The 15,864-nt window shown below is 45.0% G+C and carries 18 protein-coding genes, 1 tRNA gene and 1 pseudogene; 5 read left to right on the forward strand and 15 right to left on the reverse strand.

What is annotated here, in order from left to right; translation table 11 throughout:
- Positions 1-126: 126 nt before the first annotated feature.
- The 4 genes from ACED42_RS13110 to mutY all read right to left on the reverse strand — a co-directional run bounded on the left by ACED42_RS13110 (position 127) and on the right by mutY (position 2,871).
- Positions 127-202, reverse strand: a tRNA-Phe gene (locus ACED42_RS13110).
- Between the two features lie 103 nt (positions 203-305).
- Positions 306-1,439 (reverse strand): membrane-bound lytic murein transglycosylase MltC, encoded by a 1,134-nt coding sequence (gene mltC / locus ACED42_RS13115; protein ID WP_122047413.1) that lies wholly within the window; start codon positions 1,437-1,439, stop codon positions 306-308.
- 69 nt (positions 1,440-1,508) lie between these two features.
- Complete coding sequence (locus ACED42_RS13120) at positions 1,509-1,781, reverse strand: oxidative damage protection protein (protein ID WP_004735465.1); 273 nt, start codon at positions 1,779-1,781, stop codon at positions 1,509-1,511.
- A gap of 28 nt (positions 1,782-1,809) precedes the next feature.
- Complete coding sequence (gene mutY / locus ACED42_RS13125) at positions 1,810-2,871, reverse strand: A/G-specific adenine glycosylase (protein ID WP_122056339.1); 1,062 nt, start codon at positions 2,869-2,871, stop codon at positions 1,810-1,812.
- A gap of 165 nt (positions 2,872-3,036) precedes the next feature.
- Here mutY and trmB point away from each other — a divergent pair, with 165 nt between their 5' ends.
- Both trmB and glsB read left to right on the forward strand, forming a co-directional pair.
- Positions 3,037-3,756 (forward strand): tRNA (guanosine(46)-N7)-methyltransferase TrmB, encoded by a 720-nt coding sequence (trmB, locus tag ACED42_RS13130; protein ID WP_004735468.1) that lies wholly within the window; start codon positions 3,037-3,039, stop codon positions 3,754-3,756.
- A 187-nt stretch (positions 3,757-3,943) separates the two neighbouring features.
- Complete coding sequence (glsB, locus tag ACED42_RS13135) at positions 3,944-4,864, forward strand: glutaminase B (protein ID WP_371702840.1); 921 nt, start codon at positions 3,944-3,946, stop codon at positions 4,862-4,864.
- Positions 4,865-5,002: 138 nt separating this feature from the next.
- On the opposite strand, the gene hemW is transcribed toward glsB, so the two are convergent.
- The 7 genes from hemW to ACED42_RS13170 all read right to left on the reverse strand — a co-directional run bounded on the left by hemW (position 5,003) and on the right by ACED42_RS13170 (position 9,859).
- Positions 5,003-6,190, reverse strand: coding sequence for a radical SAM family heme chaperone HemW (gene hemW, locus ACED42_RS13140; protein ID WP_371702842.1), 1,188 nt, complete (start codon positions 6,188-6,190; stop codon positions 5,003-5,005).
- Positions 6,190-6,789 carry an XTP/dITP diphosphatase gene (locus ACED42_RS13145; RefSeq protein ID WP_017101447.1) on the reverse strand — a complete coding sequence of 200 codons (600 nt, stop codon included), beginning with the start codon at positions 6,787-6,789 and terminating at the stop codon, positions 6,190-6,192. Before ACED42_RS13145 ends, hemW begins: the two co-directional genes overlap by 1 nt.
- Before the next feature lie 48 nt (positions 6,790-6,837).
- A complete protein-coding gene (locus ACED42_RS13150; RefSeq protein ID WP_371702844.1) occupies positions 6,838-7,269 on the reverse strand; it encodes a DUF4426 domain-containing protein in 432 nt (143 codons plus the stop codon).
- Between the two features lie 28 nt (positions 7,270-7,297).
- Positions 7,298-7,588, reverse strand: coding sequence for a DUF167 family protein YggU (gene yggU / locus ACED42_RS13155; protein ID WP_017101445.1), 291 nt, complete (start codon positions 7,586-7,588; stop codon positions 7,298-7,300).
- Between the two features lie 29 nt (positions 7,589-7,617).
- Positions 7,618-8,175: a YggT family protein gene (locus tag ACED42_RS13160; protein ID WP_012604836.1), complete on the reverse strand. Its 558-nt coding sequence runs from the start codon at positions 8,173-8,175 to the stop codon at positions 7,618-7,620.
- A gap of 76 nt (positions 8,176-8,251) precedes the next feature.
- Positions 8,252-9,070 carry a pyrroline-5-carboxylate reductase gene (gene proC, locus ACED42_RS13165; protein WP_017097520.1) on the reverse strand — a complete coding sequence of 273 codons (819 nt, stop codon included), beginning with the start codon at positions 9,068-9,070 and terminating at the stop codon, positions 8,252-8,254.
- An 84-nt stretch (positions 9,071-9,154) separates the two neighbouring features.
- Positions 9,155-9,859 carry a YggS family pyridoxal phosphate-dependent enzyme gene (locus ACED42_RS13170; RefSeq protein WP_102249696.1) on the reverse strand — a complete coding sequence of 235 codons (705 nt, stop codon included), beginning with the start codon at positions 9,857-9,859 and terminating at the stop codon, positions 9,155-9,157.
- A 26-nt stretch (positions 9,860-9,885) separates the two neighbouring features.
- Between ACED42_RS13170 and ACED42_RS13175 the strand changes: the two genes are divergently transcribed.
- Positions 9,886-10,923, forward strand: a complete 1,038-nt coding sequence (locus tag ACED42_RS13175; protein ID WP_012604833.1) for a type IV pilus twitching motility protein PilT — start codon at positions 9,886-9,888, stop codon at positions 10,921-10,923.
- Between the two features lie 14 nt (positions 10,924-10,937).
- Positions 10,938-12,047: a PilT/PilU family type 4a pilus ATPase gene (locus ACED42_RS13180; protein ID WP_029222974.1), complete on the forward strand. Its 1,110-nt coding sequence runs from the start codon at positions 10,938-10,940 to the stop codon at positions 12,045-12,047.
- 333 nt (positions 12,048-12,380) lie between these two features.
- Here the strand turns inward: ACED42_RS13180 and ruvX are convergent, their stop codons facing one another.
- The 4 genes from ruvX to rsmE form a co-directional block, all read right to left on the reverse strand.
- Complete coding sequence (ruvX, locus tag ACED42_RS13185; RefSeq protein WP_009847698.1) at positions 12,381-12,803, reverse strand: Holliday junction resolvase RuvX; 423 nt, start codon at positions 12,801-12,803, stop codon at positions 12,381-12,383.
- Positions 12,804-12,863: 60 nt separating this feature from the next.
- Positions 12,864-13,427: a YqgE/AlgH family protein gene (locus ACED42_RS13190; RefSeq protein WP_017629552.1), complete on the reverse strand. Its 564-nt coding sequence runs from the start codon at positions 13,425-13,427 to the stop codon at positions 12,864-12,866.
- 109 nt (positions 13,428-13,536) lie between these two features.
- Entirely contained in the window at positions 13,537-14,487 is a 951-nt protein-coding gene (gshB, locus tag ACED42_RS13195; protein WP_102258157.1) for a glutathione synthase, read from the reverse strand.
- A gap of 9 nt (positions 14,488-14,496) precedes the next feature.
- Positions 14,497-15,228, reverse strand: coding sequence for a 16S rRNA (uracil(1498)-N(3))-methyltransferase (gene rsmE / locus ACED42_RS13200; RefSeq protein WP_371702847.1), 732 nt, complete (start codon positions 15,226-15,228; stop codon positions 14,497-14,499).
- A gap of 222 nt (positions 15,229-15,450) precedes the next feature.
- Between rsmE and ACED42_RS13205 the strand changes: the two are divergent.
- A pseudogene (locus tag ACED42_RS13205) lies at positions 15,451-15,864 on the forward strand (hypothetical protein); the annotation flags it as partial.

Below are 15,864 nucleotides of genomic sequence, written 5' to 3' on the forward strand. Positions count from 1 at the left end.
TGGTGACCTACTGATTACAAGTCAGTTGCTCTACCTACTGAGCTAAGTCGGCACACTAAATTCTTTATGCTTTTGTCCGTGTTGTTACTCCCTGTTAAAGAGTGTTGACACCAACAAATCAAATTGTGGTGCCCGGAGGCGGAATCGAACCACCGACACGAGGATTTTCAATCCTCTGCTCTACCGACTGAGCTATCCGGGCAACGGAGCGCTATTAAACGGATTTTCTGCATAACCGTCAACACCTTTTTTGAAAATAACTAAAAAAAACGTTAGTTAGTTGTTTTTTTATTCAAAAGTGAGGCTTACGTTTTACCTTGGTTAAAATCTTTCTTGAATTTTGTTACTTTCTCTAAGTATCGGCGCGACTCTTTATTGGGATGTTTCTTTGTTAGTGCCCAGTAAGCTTGACTCGGTTGCAATGAATTTAAGTCACGCATTGCTCGCTTTCTATCCTTACTGAAAGTATTGAGCACGCCACCAGTGCCGCCGTTGTATGCAGAGATCATACTGTACTCAAGCGTGGTTGGGTGTTTTACGTCTTTTAAATAACGATTTTTAAGGATGTAAAAGTATGCGGTGCCTGCATCAATGTTGTTTTCTGGATTGAATAAGTACTCAGGACTTGGTTCTCCAGGTTTCTTTTTAACGAGCTTAAAGACATCTCGGCCAGCGGTTTTAGGTACCACCTGCATAAGACCATAAGCATTTGCCCAGCTCACCGCGTAAGGATTGAAGCTGCTTTCTGTCTTGATGATTGCATAGATCAAGTCTTCAGGGATGTCATAGCGTTGAGATGCTCGTTGTACTATGTCGGCATACTTATAACTACGTTTGCTCGCATGATCTGCCACCATTGGGATTTCGACGTAGTAGGCTTTTTTAAAGTCTACCTCTTTGGTTTTTAGGTTATTGGCGATCAGGTAATCTGCGAATTTGTTAGCACGCCATGTCCATTGGATGGGCTTTTTCTCTTGGTCTACGACTTGGTTGTAGAGGAAAGGTTGACCTTCTAGCTTTATACTTTTGGACGAAAATAGATCGACATGAGCTGGATCATCGGGTGTCAGGAGCGTCGTCATGATCGCATTTTTGAGGTGCTTTTTAGGATCTGTTAAGGAGACGGTTTCTACCGTTATGATACCTTGACTGAAGTTAACTTCTGAACGGCTTAGATAATTGTCTATGTATTTCACATAGTTACTCTTACCTGCCATCTTTACTTCATTGCTGCCCCAGCGCTTTTGGATATTGCCTGAAAAGCTACTAATCAAAGCATCCAACGCACCAGTATCTTTTTCAAATTGCCCTGGTAGTTCTGCCAAATTACTTACAAACCGGTTGGTTGGTTCGTAGTTAACATCATAAATGCTTTCGACAAATTCACGACTGCACCCAGTTAACAACATGGCTGTTAGGAAGTAACTTAGCTTTTTCATAGTTCCTCATACAAAAATGACATCGCAGCGTTAACCATGATGTCATTAAAATTTGCTTAAATAAATGTCTTATTCGCTTGGTGGAGTGTAGCCATCAATAACGACATCTTTACCTTCAAAAAGGAAGTTAACCATCTCAGTTTCAAGAAGTTTACGATGTTCAGGATCCATCATGTTTAGCTTCTTCTCATTGATAAGCATGGTTTGTTTGCTTTGCCATTGTCCCCAAGCTTCTTTAGATATGTTGTCAAAGATACGCTTACCTAAGTCACCTGGGTAAAGTTGAAAATCTAGGCCTTCAGCATCTTTTTGAAGGCGAGCACAAAATACAGTGCGGCTCATAGTGGTTCCTCTTATCGCGTTCGTTGATTCAAACGTCGTCGTTCAGTTCAAAGGGTAGGCTCTCAATAAGCTGCTTTACAGGAGCTGCTAGGCCAATTTCTTCCGGTTTTGATAAGTTATACCAGAGACCTTTAGTCCCTTCCATTATCAAATCTGGTTGTTTATCTAATTTTACTAATACAGGTGTGATATCTAAGTGGTAGTGGCTGAAAGTATGTCGAAACGCAATCATGGTCTTGATCGAATCGGTTTCGTTGTCTTTGATCGAACGAAGATCTAATTGATGTTCGATCTCTGCGTTTTCATTTTGAGGGAAACAGAATAGTCCTCCCCAGATACCAGATTGAGGGCGTTGTTCGAGCCATACTTGATTGTTGTGGTACAGAATCACAAACCATGTTTCTTTTATCGGCTTTTCTTTCTTAGGTTTCTTACCAGGGAAATCGAGCTGTCTATCGAGCTTCTTAGCTTCACACATGCTTTCAATCGGGCATAAGGTACATTTGGGTTTGCTACGGGTACAAACCATCGCCCCCATATCCATCATGGCTTGATTGTACTTATCGACATCTTGATTGGGAGTGTGTGCTTCTGCGTGTTCCCAAAGCTGGTTCTCGACTTTCTTTTGCCCCGGCCAACCTTCTACTGCGAAGCTTCTCGCCAAGGTACGCTTGACGTTGCCATCAAGAATCGCATGAGGGAGTTTATGCACAGAGGACAGCACTGCTGCGGCAGTAGAGCGTCCAATACCCGGTAGCGCGTTCATATCTTCGATAGAAAGCGGAAATTCACCACCGTATTGCTCGGCAACAATCTTGGCAGCCTTGTGCAAGTTACGAGCTCGCGCGTAATAGCCAAGCCCTGTCCATAGGTGCAGCACCTCATCTTGTTCGGCGTTCGCTAGGTCAATAACCGTTGGAAAGCGCTCTAAGAAGCGCTGGTAGTATGGAATCACCGTGGCTACTTGAGTCTGCTGAAGCATGATTTCAGATAGCCAAACGGTGTAGGCGGTTTTGTTTTGTTGCCAAGGTAATTCTTTGCGCCCAAAGGCGTCATACCACTTTAATATGGCGGTTGCGAAAGGAGTCACGACATGCTCTATGCTTTGCTATTATTAGGAGTGAAATTGCACCACACTTACGGTTGGATGTAAAACAGACAAATTGTGTGGGAATTTATCCACGGAAAGACTTGCACCGGAGGCAATTCTTTGGATAATCCCCGCTTTGATTAATCAATGTGCAGGCAAAAATCAATGAGTGAAGTGACCACTAACGAATATACTGAAGACGGCAAACTGGTTCGTAAGATCCGTAGTTTTGTTCGCCGCGAAGGCCGCTTAACAAAAGGCCAAGAAAACGCGATGAACGAATGTTGGCCAACAATGGGTATCGACTACAACCCAGAACTTCTTAATTGGAAAGAAGTGTTTGGCAACGACAACCCTGTTGTACTAGAAATTGGCTTCGGTATGGGTGCATCACTGGTTGAAATGGCAAAGAATGCGCCTGAGAAAAACTTCTTAGGTATTGAAGTTCACAGCCCAGGTGTTGGTGCGTGTTTAGGTACAGCTCGCGATGCTGGCGTAACTAACCTGCGTGTAATGTGTCACGATGCAGTAGAAGTATTTGAACACATGATCCCAGACAGCAGCCTGCATACACTGCAACTATTCTTCCCTGACCCATGGCATAAAGCTCGTCACCACAAACGTCGTATCGTTAAGGCTGAGTTTGCAGAGATGGTTCGCGGTAAACTGCAACTTGATACTGGTATTTTCCACATGGCAACAGACTGGGAAAACTACGCAGAACATATGATTGAAGTGATGAACGTAGCTCCAGGTTTCGAGAATATCGCGGAAGATGGTGATTACATTCCTCGTCCAGACGAGCGTCCACTGACTAAGTTTGAAGCTCGTGGCCACCGTTTAGGTCATGGTGTTTGGGACATTAAGTTCAAGCGTACTAAGTAATTCTGAATCAAATTAAGTGAAGGTGAATCCGACTTAGGATTAACCCCTACACTTTATGGGATTGATAAAAGCCAACATTATTGTAGTGTTGGCTTTTTTGTCCTTAGGCTTTTATTGCGATAAAGGTTTAAGGACAGAAAGTAATGTCGTACCCCCTACAAAAATAACAATAAAGAAGTAAGCACATATGAAACCAAATCAAGCTATTTTGGCCGAGATTTTAGATGAAGTTCGCCCTTTAATTGGTCAGGGAAAGGTCGCTGATTATATTCCTGCATTGGCTCGTGTATCGAACCAGAAATTGGCGATTGCGGTATACACCAATGAAGGTGAAGTCATTCAAGCTGGCGATGCTGATGAAGCCTTTTCCGTGCAATCAATCTCTAAAGCTTTAAGCCTGACGTTGGCGATGGTGTTGTATAAGCCGGAAGAAATTTGGCAACGCGTTGGAAAGGAGCCTTCAGGACAAGCCTTTAACTCGATGATTCAGCTTGAGATGGAACACGGCATCCCTCGTAACCCGTTTATTAATGCTGGCGCGATTGTCGTTGCTGACTTATTACAAAGCCGTCTATCAGCACCAAGACACCGTTTATTAGAATTTGTCCGTCAGCTATCAGGTGATACACATATCGTGTATGACAAGGTTGTGGCAGCTTCTGAGATGATGCACAGCGATCGTAATGCTGCTATCGCTTATTTGATGCGTTCATTTGGTAATTTTGAGAACGATGTTATCCCCGTACTCAACAATTACTTTCATGCTTGTGCGCTTAAAATGACCTGTGTGGATTTGGCGAAGACCTTTAGCTATTTGGCAAACAAAGGTGTGTCAGTTCAGACCAAGAAAGAGATCATCACGCCAGTTCAAACCAAACAGCTGAATGCTTTGCTTGCGACATGTGGTTTGTACGATGGAGCAGGAGAGTTTGCTTATCGTGTTGGTATGCCGGGTAAATCGGGTGTTGGCGGTGGGATTATTGCGATTGTTCCTGGTGAAATGACGATCGCGGTGTGGTCTCCGGAACTGGACGCGTCGGGTAATTCACTAGCGGGAACTCAGGCTTTAGAATTGCTCTCTGAGCGTATTGGTCGTTCTATTTTTTAGAAGAAAGATGCGAGATGCGAGCACGGACTTCGTCCTATAGAGCGCTTCGCTTCGAGAAAGATTTTTACAATAAAAAGGGTTGCCCCTAAAGCCAACCCTTTTAATCATTATCTCGAATCTCGAATCTCGAATCTCGAACTATTCGTCTTCTTCTGCCATAAAGGCTTCTAGCAAATCATTTAGGAATAGCTTCCCTTTTTCAGTGATCTGCCAGTTAGTGTCGGTTTCATTCAAGTAGCCTAGCTCTTTTGCCCATTCAATAGTTTCTTGAATAGAGTTAAAACCAAGCCCCGTAGTATCAATGAAATCCTGCTTTGGACATGCTTCCATTAGCCTGAAGCGGTTCATGAAGAACTCGAAAGGGCGGTCCTCATTAGGGACTTCAAGTTCATCCGACAGATAGGGCTTCACCAGATTCTGATACGCGGCTAGGTAACCTCTAGGGTGTTTAACCTTAGTGGTGCGAACAATACGTCCATCTGCAAAGCTCAGCTTGCCATGAGAGCCACAGCCAATACCTAGGTAGTCACCAAAGCGCCAGTAGTTGAGATTATGCTGACACTGATATCCCGGCTTGCTGTAGCCTGAAATTTCGTACTGTACATAACCTGCGTCTGCGAGCTTCTTATGGCCTAAGTCGAAAATATCCCAAAGGTCATCATCGTCAGGCAGCTTTGGCGTTTTGTAATAGAACATGGTGTTAGGTTCTATTGTTAGCTGATACCAAGATAAATGCGGAGGATTAAGCTCGATCGCTTTGTCCAAATCAGCCAAGGCCTGATCAATGCTTTGATCGGGTAAGCCGTGCATTAGATCTAGGTTGAAGCTATTTAGTCCGATTTTATGTGCTAAATGAGCTGCGTTAACCGCTTCGTCTTGACCGTGAATACGCCCAAGCCTTTCCAGTTTCTCTTGTTCAAAACTTTGCACACCCACCGAGATTCGAGTTATGCCTGCTTTTTGGTAACCAGCAAAACGCTCAGCTTCGATAGTTCCCGGATTGGCCTCCATGGTGATTTCTATTTCAGGTTTGAACGGGATGCGTTGTTCAATGCCTTGCAGCAATCGACCTATTCCTTCTGGAGAAAATAGACTCGGCGTGCCGCCACCAATAAAGATCGAATGCAATGGGCGAGGTGCGCCATTGAGTTGGTATTTTTCGATATCGGTATCGAGATCCTCAAGCAGAGCATCGATGTACTCTTTTTCAGGAATCTCGGCTTTTAGAGCGTGAGAGTTAAAATCACAATACGGACACTTTTGTACACACCATGGAATGTGGACATAGAGGCTGAGTGCGGGTGGTATAAGCGCTGCATTGTGCATTACAGAGCTTGCTCCTTGAGAGTCTTGAATAATGACGCGAGGGCTTTACCACGGTGTGACAGTTGCTTCTTACGTGACGATTCAAGTTCTGCTGAGGCGCAGTTATCTTCTGGTACAAAGAATACAGGATCGTAGCCAAAGCCATTCTCACCGTGTTCTTCAGTCAGAATGCGACCTTCCCATTTACCGTGACATACTAATGGAGTTGGATCGTTTTCGTGACGCATTAGCACCAATACACAGTGAAAACGAGCTGTGCGTTTTTCAACGTCGACACCTTGCATAGCATCTAACAGCTTTTCGATGTTTTGCTTATCAGTAGCCCCTTCACCTGAGTAACGCGCTGAGTAGATACCGGGTGCACCATTAAGGTAATCAACTTCTAAGCCAGAATCGTCAGCAATGGCTGGTAGCCCCGTCACTTTCGCAGCGTGGCGAGCTTTGATGATGGCATTTTCAATGAAAGTCGTTCCTGTTTCTGCGACTTCTGAAACGTTAAATTCACTTTGCGCGACAACGTCGAAACCAAACTTAGACAGAATATCTGCCATCTCGCGAACTTTGCCTTGGTTGCCTGTTGCTAAAACAATCTTACTCATGGGGATGTGGCTCTAATAAGTTAATGACTAGAAATGTGAGCTTTGAAGCTACTCTTCTATATAGAATTTTTGTGTGAAACGCAGTGGGCCTGTGCCTTTCAAACCGGCGTTAACATCGATATTAAAAGTGATGTTCTCTTCGTGAGTGATAGGGAACTCAGCAAGGTAATAAATTGCATCACCTTCCTTTATTTCACGGAAGTTAAGCGTGCGAGTGTTACCTACTAGGTTTCGAGCTGTTCCCGTAATTTTAGCCGTTGTCGCAGGCTTGCCTAGGGAAGCCTTGTCTAGCACGCTGATGTTTAGAATCGCAGAGTATCCGTTTCGTTTCAGCTTATATTGCTTAGCGACCTGCGCAGTTAAAAACGTGGAATTGAAAGCCGAATAATGAACCTCGACATCCTTGATACTTTTAAACTGTCCTGCCGAACTTGGTAAGGCAACAAGAGCGGTGAGTAGTGCTGTTATCCATAAACGCATAATGACTCCAATAAATAGCAAAAAGCCATCATAGGATGGCTTTGACTTCAGTTGGGATTTGGCTTGGCGAGCATATTCGAACTTGCTTGTGCCTACCTAGCTCTCCCTTTTCTATCGTAATTTGCCCTTTAGCGACCTTAAATTGTTTCGCAAGGTATTTCGCTAAGTGAGCATTGGCTTTGCCATCAACCGGTGGTGCAGTAATGGCAATTTTCAGTTCCTCGCCGTGTAAGCCGACAATTTTATCGCGGCTTGCTTTGGGTTGGATATAGAGCCTAAGAAGAATATCGTCTTCCTCGGCCCAAACCGCTTTTGGCATCGTCAAAGTACCTGATGTTCGTACTTAAATTATAGCTGATACCAAATAGGGCCAATTAGGTCACCCATTAAGAAGTTCGCGAATTGCAGAACAATAAACAGTACCAGTACGCTTAAATCAAAACCGCCCATTGCAGGAAGAATACGACGAATTGGAGCCAGCATTGGTTCAGTCAGTTGATGGAACACGTATTCAATTGGGCTACGGCCTTGGCTAACCCAGCTCAGGATTGCACGGATTAGCAGAACCCAGAAGATCAAACCACCAGCCGCTTTAAGCAGAGATAGTGCGCCAAAGATCAGGAAGCTGATGTCAAATACAGCCGCACCGCCAGAGATAATCAGGTTTAGAGCGACGAACTTAAGTACACATAGCACATAAGCGAAAACAACCGTCGCAAGATCAAGGCTGCCGATTGATGGAATTACTCGGCGTAGTGGTGCAACAACCGGTTGTGTCGCTTTTACGATAAATTGTGAGAATGGGTTGTAGAAATCTGCACGTGATGCTTGTAGCCAGATACGCAAGATCACAACCATGATGTAAAGATCAAAAACGGTCGAGATCAGAAAGCTCATCGAGTTCATATTGTTTCCTTTTTCGGATTTACTTGCCGTTTAGGTATAGCCTGAACGACACAATGCTTTTTTACTGTAATTAGTATTAAAACAGTTTTTCCATCTCTTCAGCTCGAGCAACCGCCGCTTGCATGGCTTTTGCTACGATATCTGAAAGTTGATGGTCGTTAAACGTGCGCAGTGCTTCTGCGGTCGTTCCGCCTTTTGAAGTCACTTGCTCACGCAGTGTAGATAATTCAGTATTTGGATTTGCTACTACCATCTCTGCCGCGCCTAATGCAGATTGCTGCACTAATTTACGAGCGGTTTCTTGGTCAAAACCTTGGTTAATTGCTTCAGCTTGCATCGCTTCCATAAACAAGAAGAAGTAAGCCGGAGCACTGCCCGCCGCCGCAATGATGTTGTTGATACCAGACTCTTGTTCAACCCAGCTTACTTCACCTACGGCTTGCATTAGCTGAGAAGCAAAGTCTTTATCATCTTGGCTGACCGTTGAATCAGCATAAAGGCCGCTCATCCCCTTACCAAGCAGTGATGGCGTGTTTGGCATAACACGTACAAGGTTCAGTTGGCAGTTTAACATCTCATTGAGTCGATTCGCATTAATACCCGCTGCAATTGAGATAACCAGTTTGTTGCTAAAGTCGATGCTTTGTAAGGGTTTACATACATCAGCCATCATTTGTGGTTTCACTGATAATACAACAACGTCTGCTTGCTCTGCAGCGGCAAGGTTATCGCTGGTGGTATTGATGCCGTATTCTTGCTCTAACGGCAGCCTTCTGGTGTCTGAAGGCGCTGTTGCAGTAATCTTTTGCGCTGGGTAACCACTCGCCACTAAGCCCGCTACAATTGAGCGAACCATATTTCCCGCCCCAATAAAGGCGATGTTCTTATGTTCCATATATAAAATCCTGAGCGTGTCGCTGCGCGGTTAAAGCGAAGCGGTATCAATACTTATCGTCGACTTTTAGTCGCTGACTATTTGCTATTTCGCGTAATCACGAGCACCGAAAATAGCCGTTCCAATACGAACCATTGTGCTACCAGCCTCAACTGCTGCATCCATATCACCACTCATACCCATCGAAAGGGTATCGATGTTTGGATACTTCGCGGCTAGCTTGTCTTTAAGCTCTGCCAGTTGAGAAAATGCATTAAGCTGAGATTGATAGTCAGATACGTTTGCAGGAATCGACATCAATCCTCTTAAAGTGAGGTTAGGGAGCGACGAAATCAACTCCGCGAGCGCAAAAACTGTTTCTTCTGACGTTCCTGATTTTGAATCTTCACCACTGGTGTTCACTTGAATGAGCACTTGTAGAGGTGGAAGCTCGTTTGGTCGCTGATCATGAAGCCTTTGTGCGATCTTATCGCGATCAACGGAATGCACCCATTGGAAGCTTTCCGCAATAGGGCGAGTTTTATTAGATTGGATTGGGCCAATAAAATGCCATTCTAAATTTAGGTTAGAATGTTGTTCTGAAAAGTGTTTTACTTTATCGACACCTTCTTGAACATAGTTTTCACCAAAGGCAACTTGACCTCCGAGTGCGGCTTCTAGAATCGCATCAATAGGTTTAGTTTTACTGACGGCTAAAAGTTGCACGGAGTCTGGAGCTCGTCCGCACTTTTGTTCAGCACTACGAATCTGTGAGGTGATTTGTTCGATATTTTGTTGAATACTACTCATAGCTGACTTTACTTAAGGGAAAATAAATGGATATCACTGAGTTACTAGATTTTAGTGTAAAGCATAACGCGTCAGATCTACATCTTTCTGCGGGTGTATCTCCAATGGTACGTATAGATGGTGAAGTAAGGAAGCTTGGAATCCCAGCTTTGAGTCATGCTGATGTGCATCGTTTAGTTTTTGAGATCATGGACGACTCACAGCGCGGTGAGTTTGAGGAAAAATTGGAAGTCGACTTCTCTTTTGAATTACCCAATGTTGGCCGATTCCGTGTTAATGCTTTTAACCAAGCCCGTGGGTGCGCAGCGGTCTTTCGAACCATCCCTGTAGAAATCCCAACGTTAGAGCAGTTGGGCGCACCTGATATTTTTGAAAAAATTGCCAATTATGAAAAAGGCTTAGTGCTGGTGACTGGCCCTACGGGGTCTGGTAAATCGACAACTTTGGCGGCGATGGTTGATTATGTAAACCGTAATCACAACAAACACATTTTGACCATTGAAGACCCAATTGAATTCGTTCACACCAATAATAAATGTCTGGTTAACCAGCGTGAAGTTCATCGTGATACGCACAGCTTTAAAGCGGCGCTACGCAGTGCGTTACGTGAAGACCCGGACGTAATTCTTGTAGGTGAGCTTCGTGACCAAGAGACGATCAGCTTAGCGTTAACGGCCGCAGAAACTGGTCACCTAGTTTTTGGTACTTTGCATACTAGCTCTGCAGCAAAAACCGTAGACCGTATTATCGATGTATTCCCGGGTAGCGACAAAGATATGGTTCGTTCGATGCTGTCTGAATCGTTACGTTCGGTGATTGCCCAGAAACTATTAAAGCGTGTCGGTGGTGGTCGTGTCGCTTGTCATGAAATCATGATGGCGACACCTGCAATCAGAAACTTGATTCGTGAAGATAAAGTCGCGCAGATGTACTCGATTATTCAAACGGGCGCGGCACATGGTATGCAGACCATGGAGCAAAACGCGAAACAACTGATGGCACAAGGCTTGGTTGACTCGGAAGAGGTCGAGAAAAAGATCGAAATTGAAACCTCAATGTTTTAATCAAGGTGAACAAAATGGAATTGAATCAAATTCTTGAAGGGATGCTCTCTCAAAAGGCGTCGGATCTTTATATCACTGTCGATGCGCCAATCCTTTTTCGTGTGGATGGTGAACTGCGACCTCAAGGAGAGAAGCTGAATGCGGCTCAGGTTGCTCAATTACTTGATGCGATGATGGATCAAGATCGACGAGATGAATACAAGCAAACGCGTGAGGCTAATTTTGCTATCGTGCGTAATTTTGGTCGTTTTCGTGTCAGTGCGTTCTTTCAGCGAGAGCTGCCAGGAGCGGTAATTCGTCGCATCGAGACTAACATCCCAACCTTTGAGCAATTAAAGCTTCCTGACGTACTACAAGACCTTTCAATCGCTAAGCGCGGGCTTGTGCTGGTGGTTGGTGCGACTGGCTCTGGTAAATCGACCTCAATGGCTGCAATGACGGGTTATCGCAATACCAATCGCTCAGGGCATATTTTGACGGTTGAAGATCCGATTGAATTCGTACACGAACATAAAAAGTGCATCGTGACTCAACGTGAGGTTGGGCTAGACACCGAGAGTTACGAAGTTGCGCTTAAGAACTCTTTGCGCCAAGCACCTGATATGATTTTGATTGGCGAAATCCGTAGTCGTGAAACCATGGAATACGCGATGACCTTTGCTGAAACGGGTCACTTGTGTATGGCAACCCTGCATGCCAATAACGCTAACCAGGCGCTAGAGCGTATTCTTCACTTGGTGCCGAAAGAGCAGAAAGAACAGTTCCTGTTTGATCTGTCGATGAATCTGCGTGGTGTGGTCGCTCAGCAGTTAATACGCGATAAAAATGGCAATGGTCGTCATGGTGTCTTCGAAATTCTGCTGAATAGCCCTCGTATATCTGACTTGATTCGTCGTGGTGAGTTGCATGAGTTAAAAGCGACCATGGCCAAATCGAAAGAGATTGGTATGCAGACTTTTGACCAAGCTTTGTATGATTTAGTGGTTGCGGACAAGATTAGCGAGGATGATGCATTCCATAGTGCAGATTCTGCCAATGACTTGCGTTTAATGCTCAAGACCAAACGTGGCGATGATGACTACGGAACTGGTGCGTTGGCTGGCGTTAAGATTGATATGGGCTAAGTCACGGCTTTGTTGATAAACACAAAACCCGCTTCTGTGGCGGGTTTTATTCGTTTATAACTTAATGCATGTTAGATGAGTGCATGTTGGAGCGATGGTTATCATATGAGTAACCGCGCTCCTTTTCTAATTTGATTTTTGACGGGTACTGTTGACCGTCGTAACCCGCGGAACCGCTTCCCATTGAGCTGCATGCCGTTATAGATAACGCTATGAATATTGCTAGAAAAATTTTCATATGAACTCCCAAGTTCTTTTCCTTTATCGCTCCTCCATTACGCAGTTAAAATGGCAAGGGATCATAAGCTTGCTCGAGTTTGCTAAATAAATAACTTAGCCATATTGTGCTTCAAACCAGCTCTCTAGAATTACAACGGCTGATTGATTATCGACGTTACCTTTACTTAGCGCTTTATAGCCGCCCATTTCAAAAAGGTCGGCCCTTGCTTCTGTCGTAGAAAGTCTTTCATCATGCAGTTCAACATCCACACCAAAGCGTCCTTTAAGACGGTTAGCGAATTTCTTCGCTCTGGGTGTAATAGCTGCTAGATCTTTACCATGAAGGTCGGTAGGAAGGCCAACCACAATCAGATTCGGTTGCCATTCCTTAATTTGCTTCTCGATATCGTCCCAGTTTGGGATGCCATCTTTGGCTTTAAAAGCTTTTAGAGGGCTTGCGGTACCCGTGATTTCTTGTCCTATCGCACTGCCGATACTTTTTGTACCGTAGTCAAATGCCATAATTGTTCGTGACATGGGGTTTCCAAATTAATCTGTGTTTGAGAGTGTTTATTTGTTTTATGGAGCTAATTTGAGCTAGGCGTGTCCAGCGTCTGCTGAAAGCTGAGCCGCGTTAATACCTAACATTTGCACGGCAACTTTCCAGCGGTCCGAGATCGGTGTGTCAAAGATGACCTTTGGATCGGCTTCAACGGTTAGCCATGAGTTTTCGGTCAGTTCTATCTCCAACTGGCCAGGCTCCCACCCAGAATAACCAAGTGCAACCAGATAATTGATCGGTTCATCTTCAGTCCCTAACACCATCAAGATATCTTTTGATGTTGTTACCGAAATTTGATCCGTCATGTTGATGCTGGATTGATAGCTGCCTTTGGGCTTGTGCAAAATAAACCCGCGGTCTTCTGCTACAGGTCCACCATTTAAAACTGGCTTATCAAGGCTTGCTTGGTTGGATTTTGGTTGTTCAGAATCAACCTCAACTTGTTTGAGCATGCTGCCGACAGTGACATCAATAGGAGCGTTGATCATCAGACCCATTGCGCCTTCGTCATTATGCTCACAAAGGTAGATCACCGAGTTTTGAAAGTATGGGTCTTTCATTCCGGGCATAGCGACCAGAAAGTGGTTCGTTAAATTCATAGAGCCTCCTGCCAGTGTGTTCCCAGTAAAGGAAAAAGAGCGGCGTAAAGCCGCTCATTGATTCTGTGTCTAAATGTTTGCGAATAGCTAAGACTTTCTTAAGTTTAGGCTATTTAGCGTTAACGCGACGCTCGATTGCATCCATTAATTTACCCGTAACAGAAATATCAAAAGCAGCTTCAATTTCACGGATACAAGTTGGGCTCGTTACGTTAATCTCAGTTAGCTTGTCACCGATAACATCAAGTCCTACAAAGATTAAACCTTTCTCTTTTAATGCCGGTGCAACTGCTCTTGCGATAGCCCAGTCTGTTTCACTCAGCGGGCGAGCTTCACCTGTACCGCCAGCAGCAAGGTTACCTCGAGTTTCCCCTTTCGCTGGAATACGCGCTAGGCAGTAAGGCATTGGTTCACCATCAACCACAAGAATACGCTTGTCGCCGTTACTGATGTCTGGAACAAAGGTCTGTGCCATTGCGTAGTTTTGACCGTGGTTAGTCAGCGTTTCAATGATCACCGATACGTTTGGATCGCCTTCCTTCACGCGGAAGATTGACGCACCACCCATACCATCAAGTGGTTTAAGGATCACATCACCGTGCTTCTCGCGGAACGCTTTAATCTTTTCAGCTTTACGAGTCACGATGGTGGTCGGTGTCAGTTCAGGGAACCAAGCCGTGAACAACTTCTCGTTACAATCACGTAGGCTTTGTGGTTTGTTTACGATCAGTGCGCCGTTCTCTTCAGCACGCTCAAGAATGTAAGTCGCGTAGATGTACTCAGTATCAAACGGAGGATCTTTACGCATCAGTACCGCATCTAAATCGGATAGCGCGATAGTCTGTTCTGATTTGAACTCGTACCAACCGTTTGGATCTTCTTTTAGTTCAACAACCTTAGTGTCAGCAATGGCTACGCCTTGATCTAAATGTAGATCATCCATTTCCATGTAATGGATTTCGTAACCACGACGCTGAGCTTCAAGCATCATGGCAAAGCTAGAGTCTTTTTTGATGTTAATGGATGAAATTGGATCCATTACGATGCCAAGTTTGATCATTTCTTTCTCCTAGCCTAGATCGCCAAAACGAACTTGTAAGGCGGTAATTGCGGTTAGAGCAGCAGTTTCGGTACGAAGTACACGTGGGCCGAGTAGCGTCTCTTCAAATTTGTATTGTTCTGTCATACCGATTTCTTCAGCGGACAGTCCGCCCTCAGGACCGATCAATAGGCGTACCTTACTGATGGGTTCTGGAAGGGTATTAATTGAGTATTTTGCACGAGGATGCAGGTTTAGCTTCAGCGCTTCACTCGGTTCGCTGCACCACTCTTCAAGCTGCATGATTGGGCGGATAACCGGAACCGTATTGCGGCCAGACTGTTCACATGCTGCGATAGCAATCTTTTGCCACTGCGCGAGTTTTTTCTCGAAGCGTTTAGTATCTAGCTTAACGCCACAGCGCTCTGAAATCAGAGGGGTAATGGTGTTTACACCAAGCTCAACCGATTTTTGAATCGTGAACTCCATTTTGTCGCCACGTGAAATCACTTGGCCTAAATGTAAGTCTAACGGAGATTCGCTGCTGCGCTCGATACGCTCAGTAACATTAACTGTGACGTTCTTTTTTGATACTTCAGCAATTGTCGAAGGGAATTCAGCGCCACTGCCATCAAACAGAAGAACGTCTTGGCCTTCTTTCATACGAAGGACTCGACCAACATGACCCGCGGCATCTTCGCTAAGAGCGAGTAGCCCCAGTTGGTGAATCAATTCAGGGTGGTAAATTCTTGGAGTTCGCATTATTTAATATCTCACGCTGTAGAGCAGAACAATAGGATGGAGTCTAAGGTGAAATAAAACAAGTCGGTACATAAATATTTACATGAAAACCCTATAAAAAATAGAGTCATATATTCATCATTATTATCGTTTACTGTATGCTGCACTAGAATTTTATGTGATGAAGATCTCATATTCCCTGAGTTCTCCTCTTATTGTCTATCTACGCAGAAACGAAACGATATGAAAAAAACACTGTTATTAATCTGTATGTTAATGCTTCTCTCTGGATGTGGAGGAGGAGGTGCTGAAGGAAAAGCAACTGATAATACGCAAGTCGGCTCTGGTGGAAGTGGCGGTGGTGCCGGAAGTGGTTCTGGTGGCTCAGGCGGCAGCGGCGGTGGAGACGGAAGTGGTTCTGGTGGCTCAGGTGGAAGCGGCGGTGGAGACGGAAGTGGTTCTGGTGGCTCAGGCGGAAGCGGCGGTGGAGGCGGAAGTGGTTCTGGTGGCTCAGGCGGAAGTGGCGGCGGAGACAGCAGTGGTTCGGGCAGCTCTGGCGAAAGCGGCGGCGGTGCCGGAAGTGGTTCTGGTGGTTCAGGCGGAAGCGGCGGTGGAGACGGAAGTGGTTCTGGTGGCTCAGGCGGAAGCGGCGGTGGA

The sequence above is a fragment of the Vibrio sp. FF145 genome, assembly GCF_041439075.1.
In the GTDB taxonomy this organism is placed as follows: Bacteria; Pseudomonadota; Gammaproteobacteria; order Enterobacterales; family Vibrionaceae; genus Vibrio; species Vibrio tasmaniensis_A.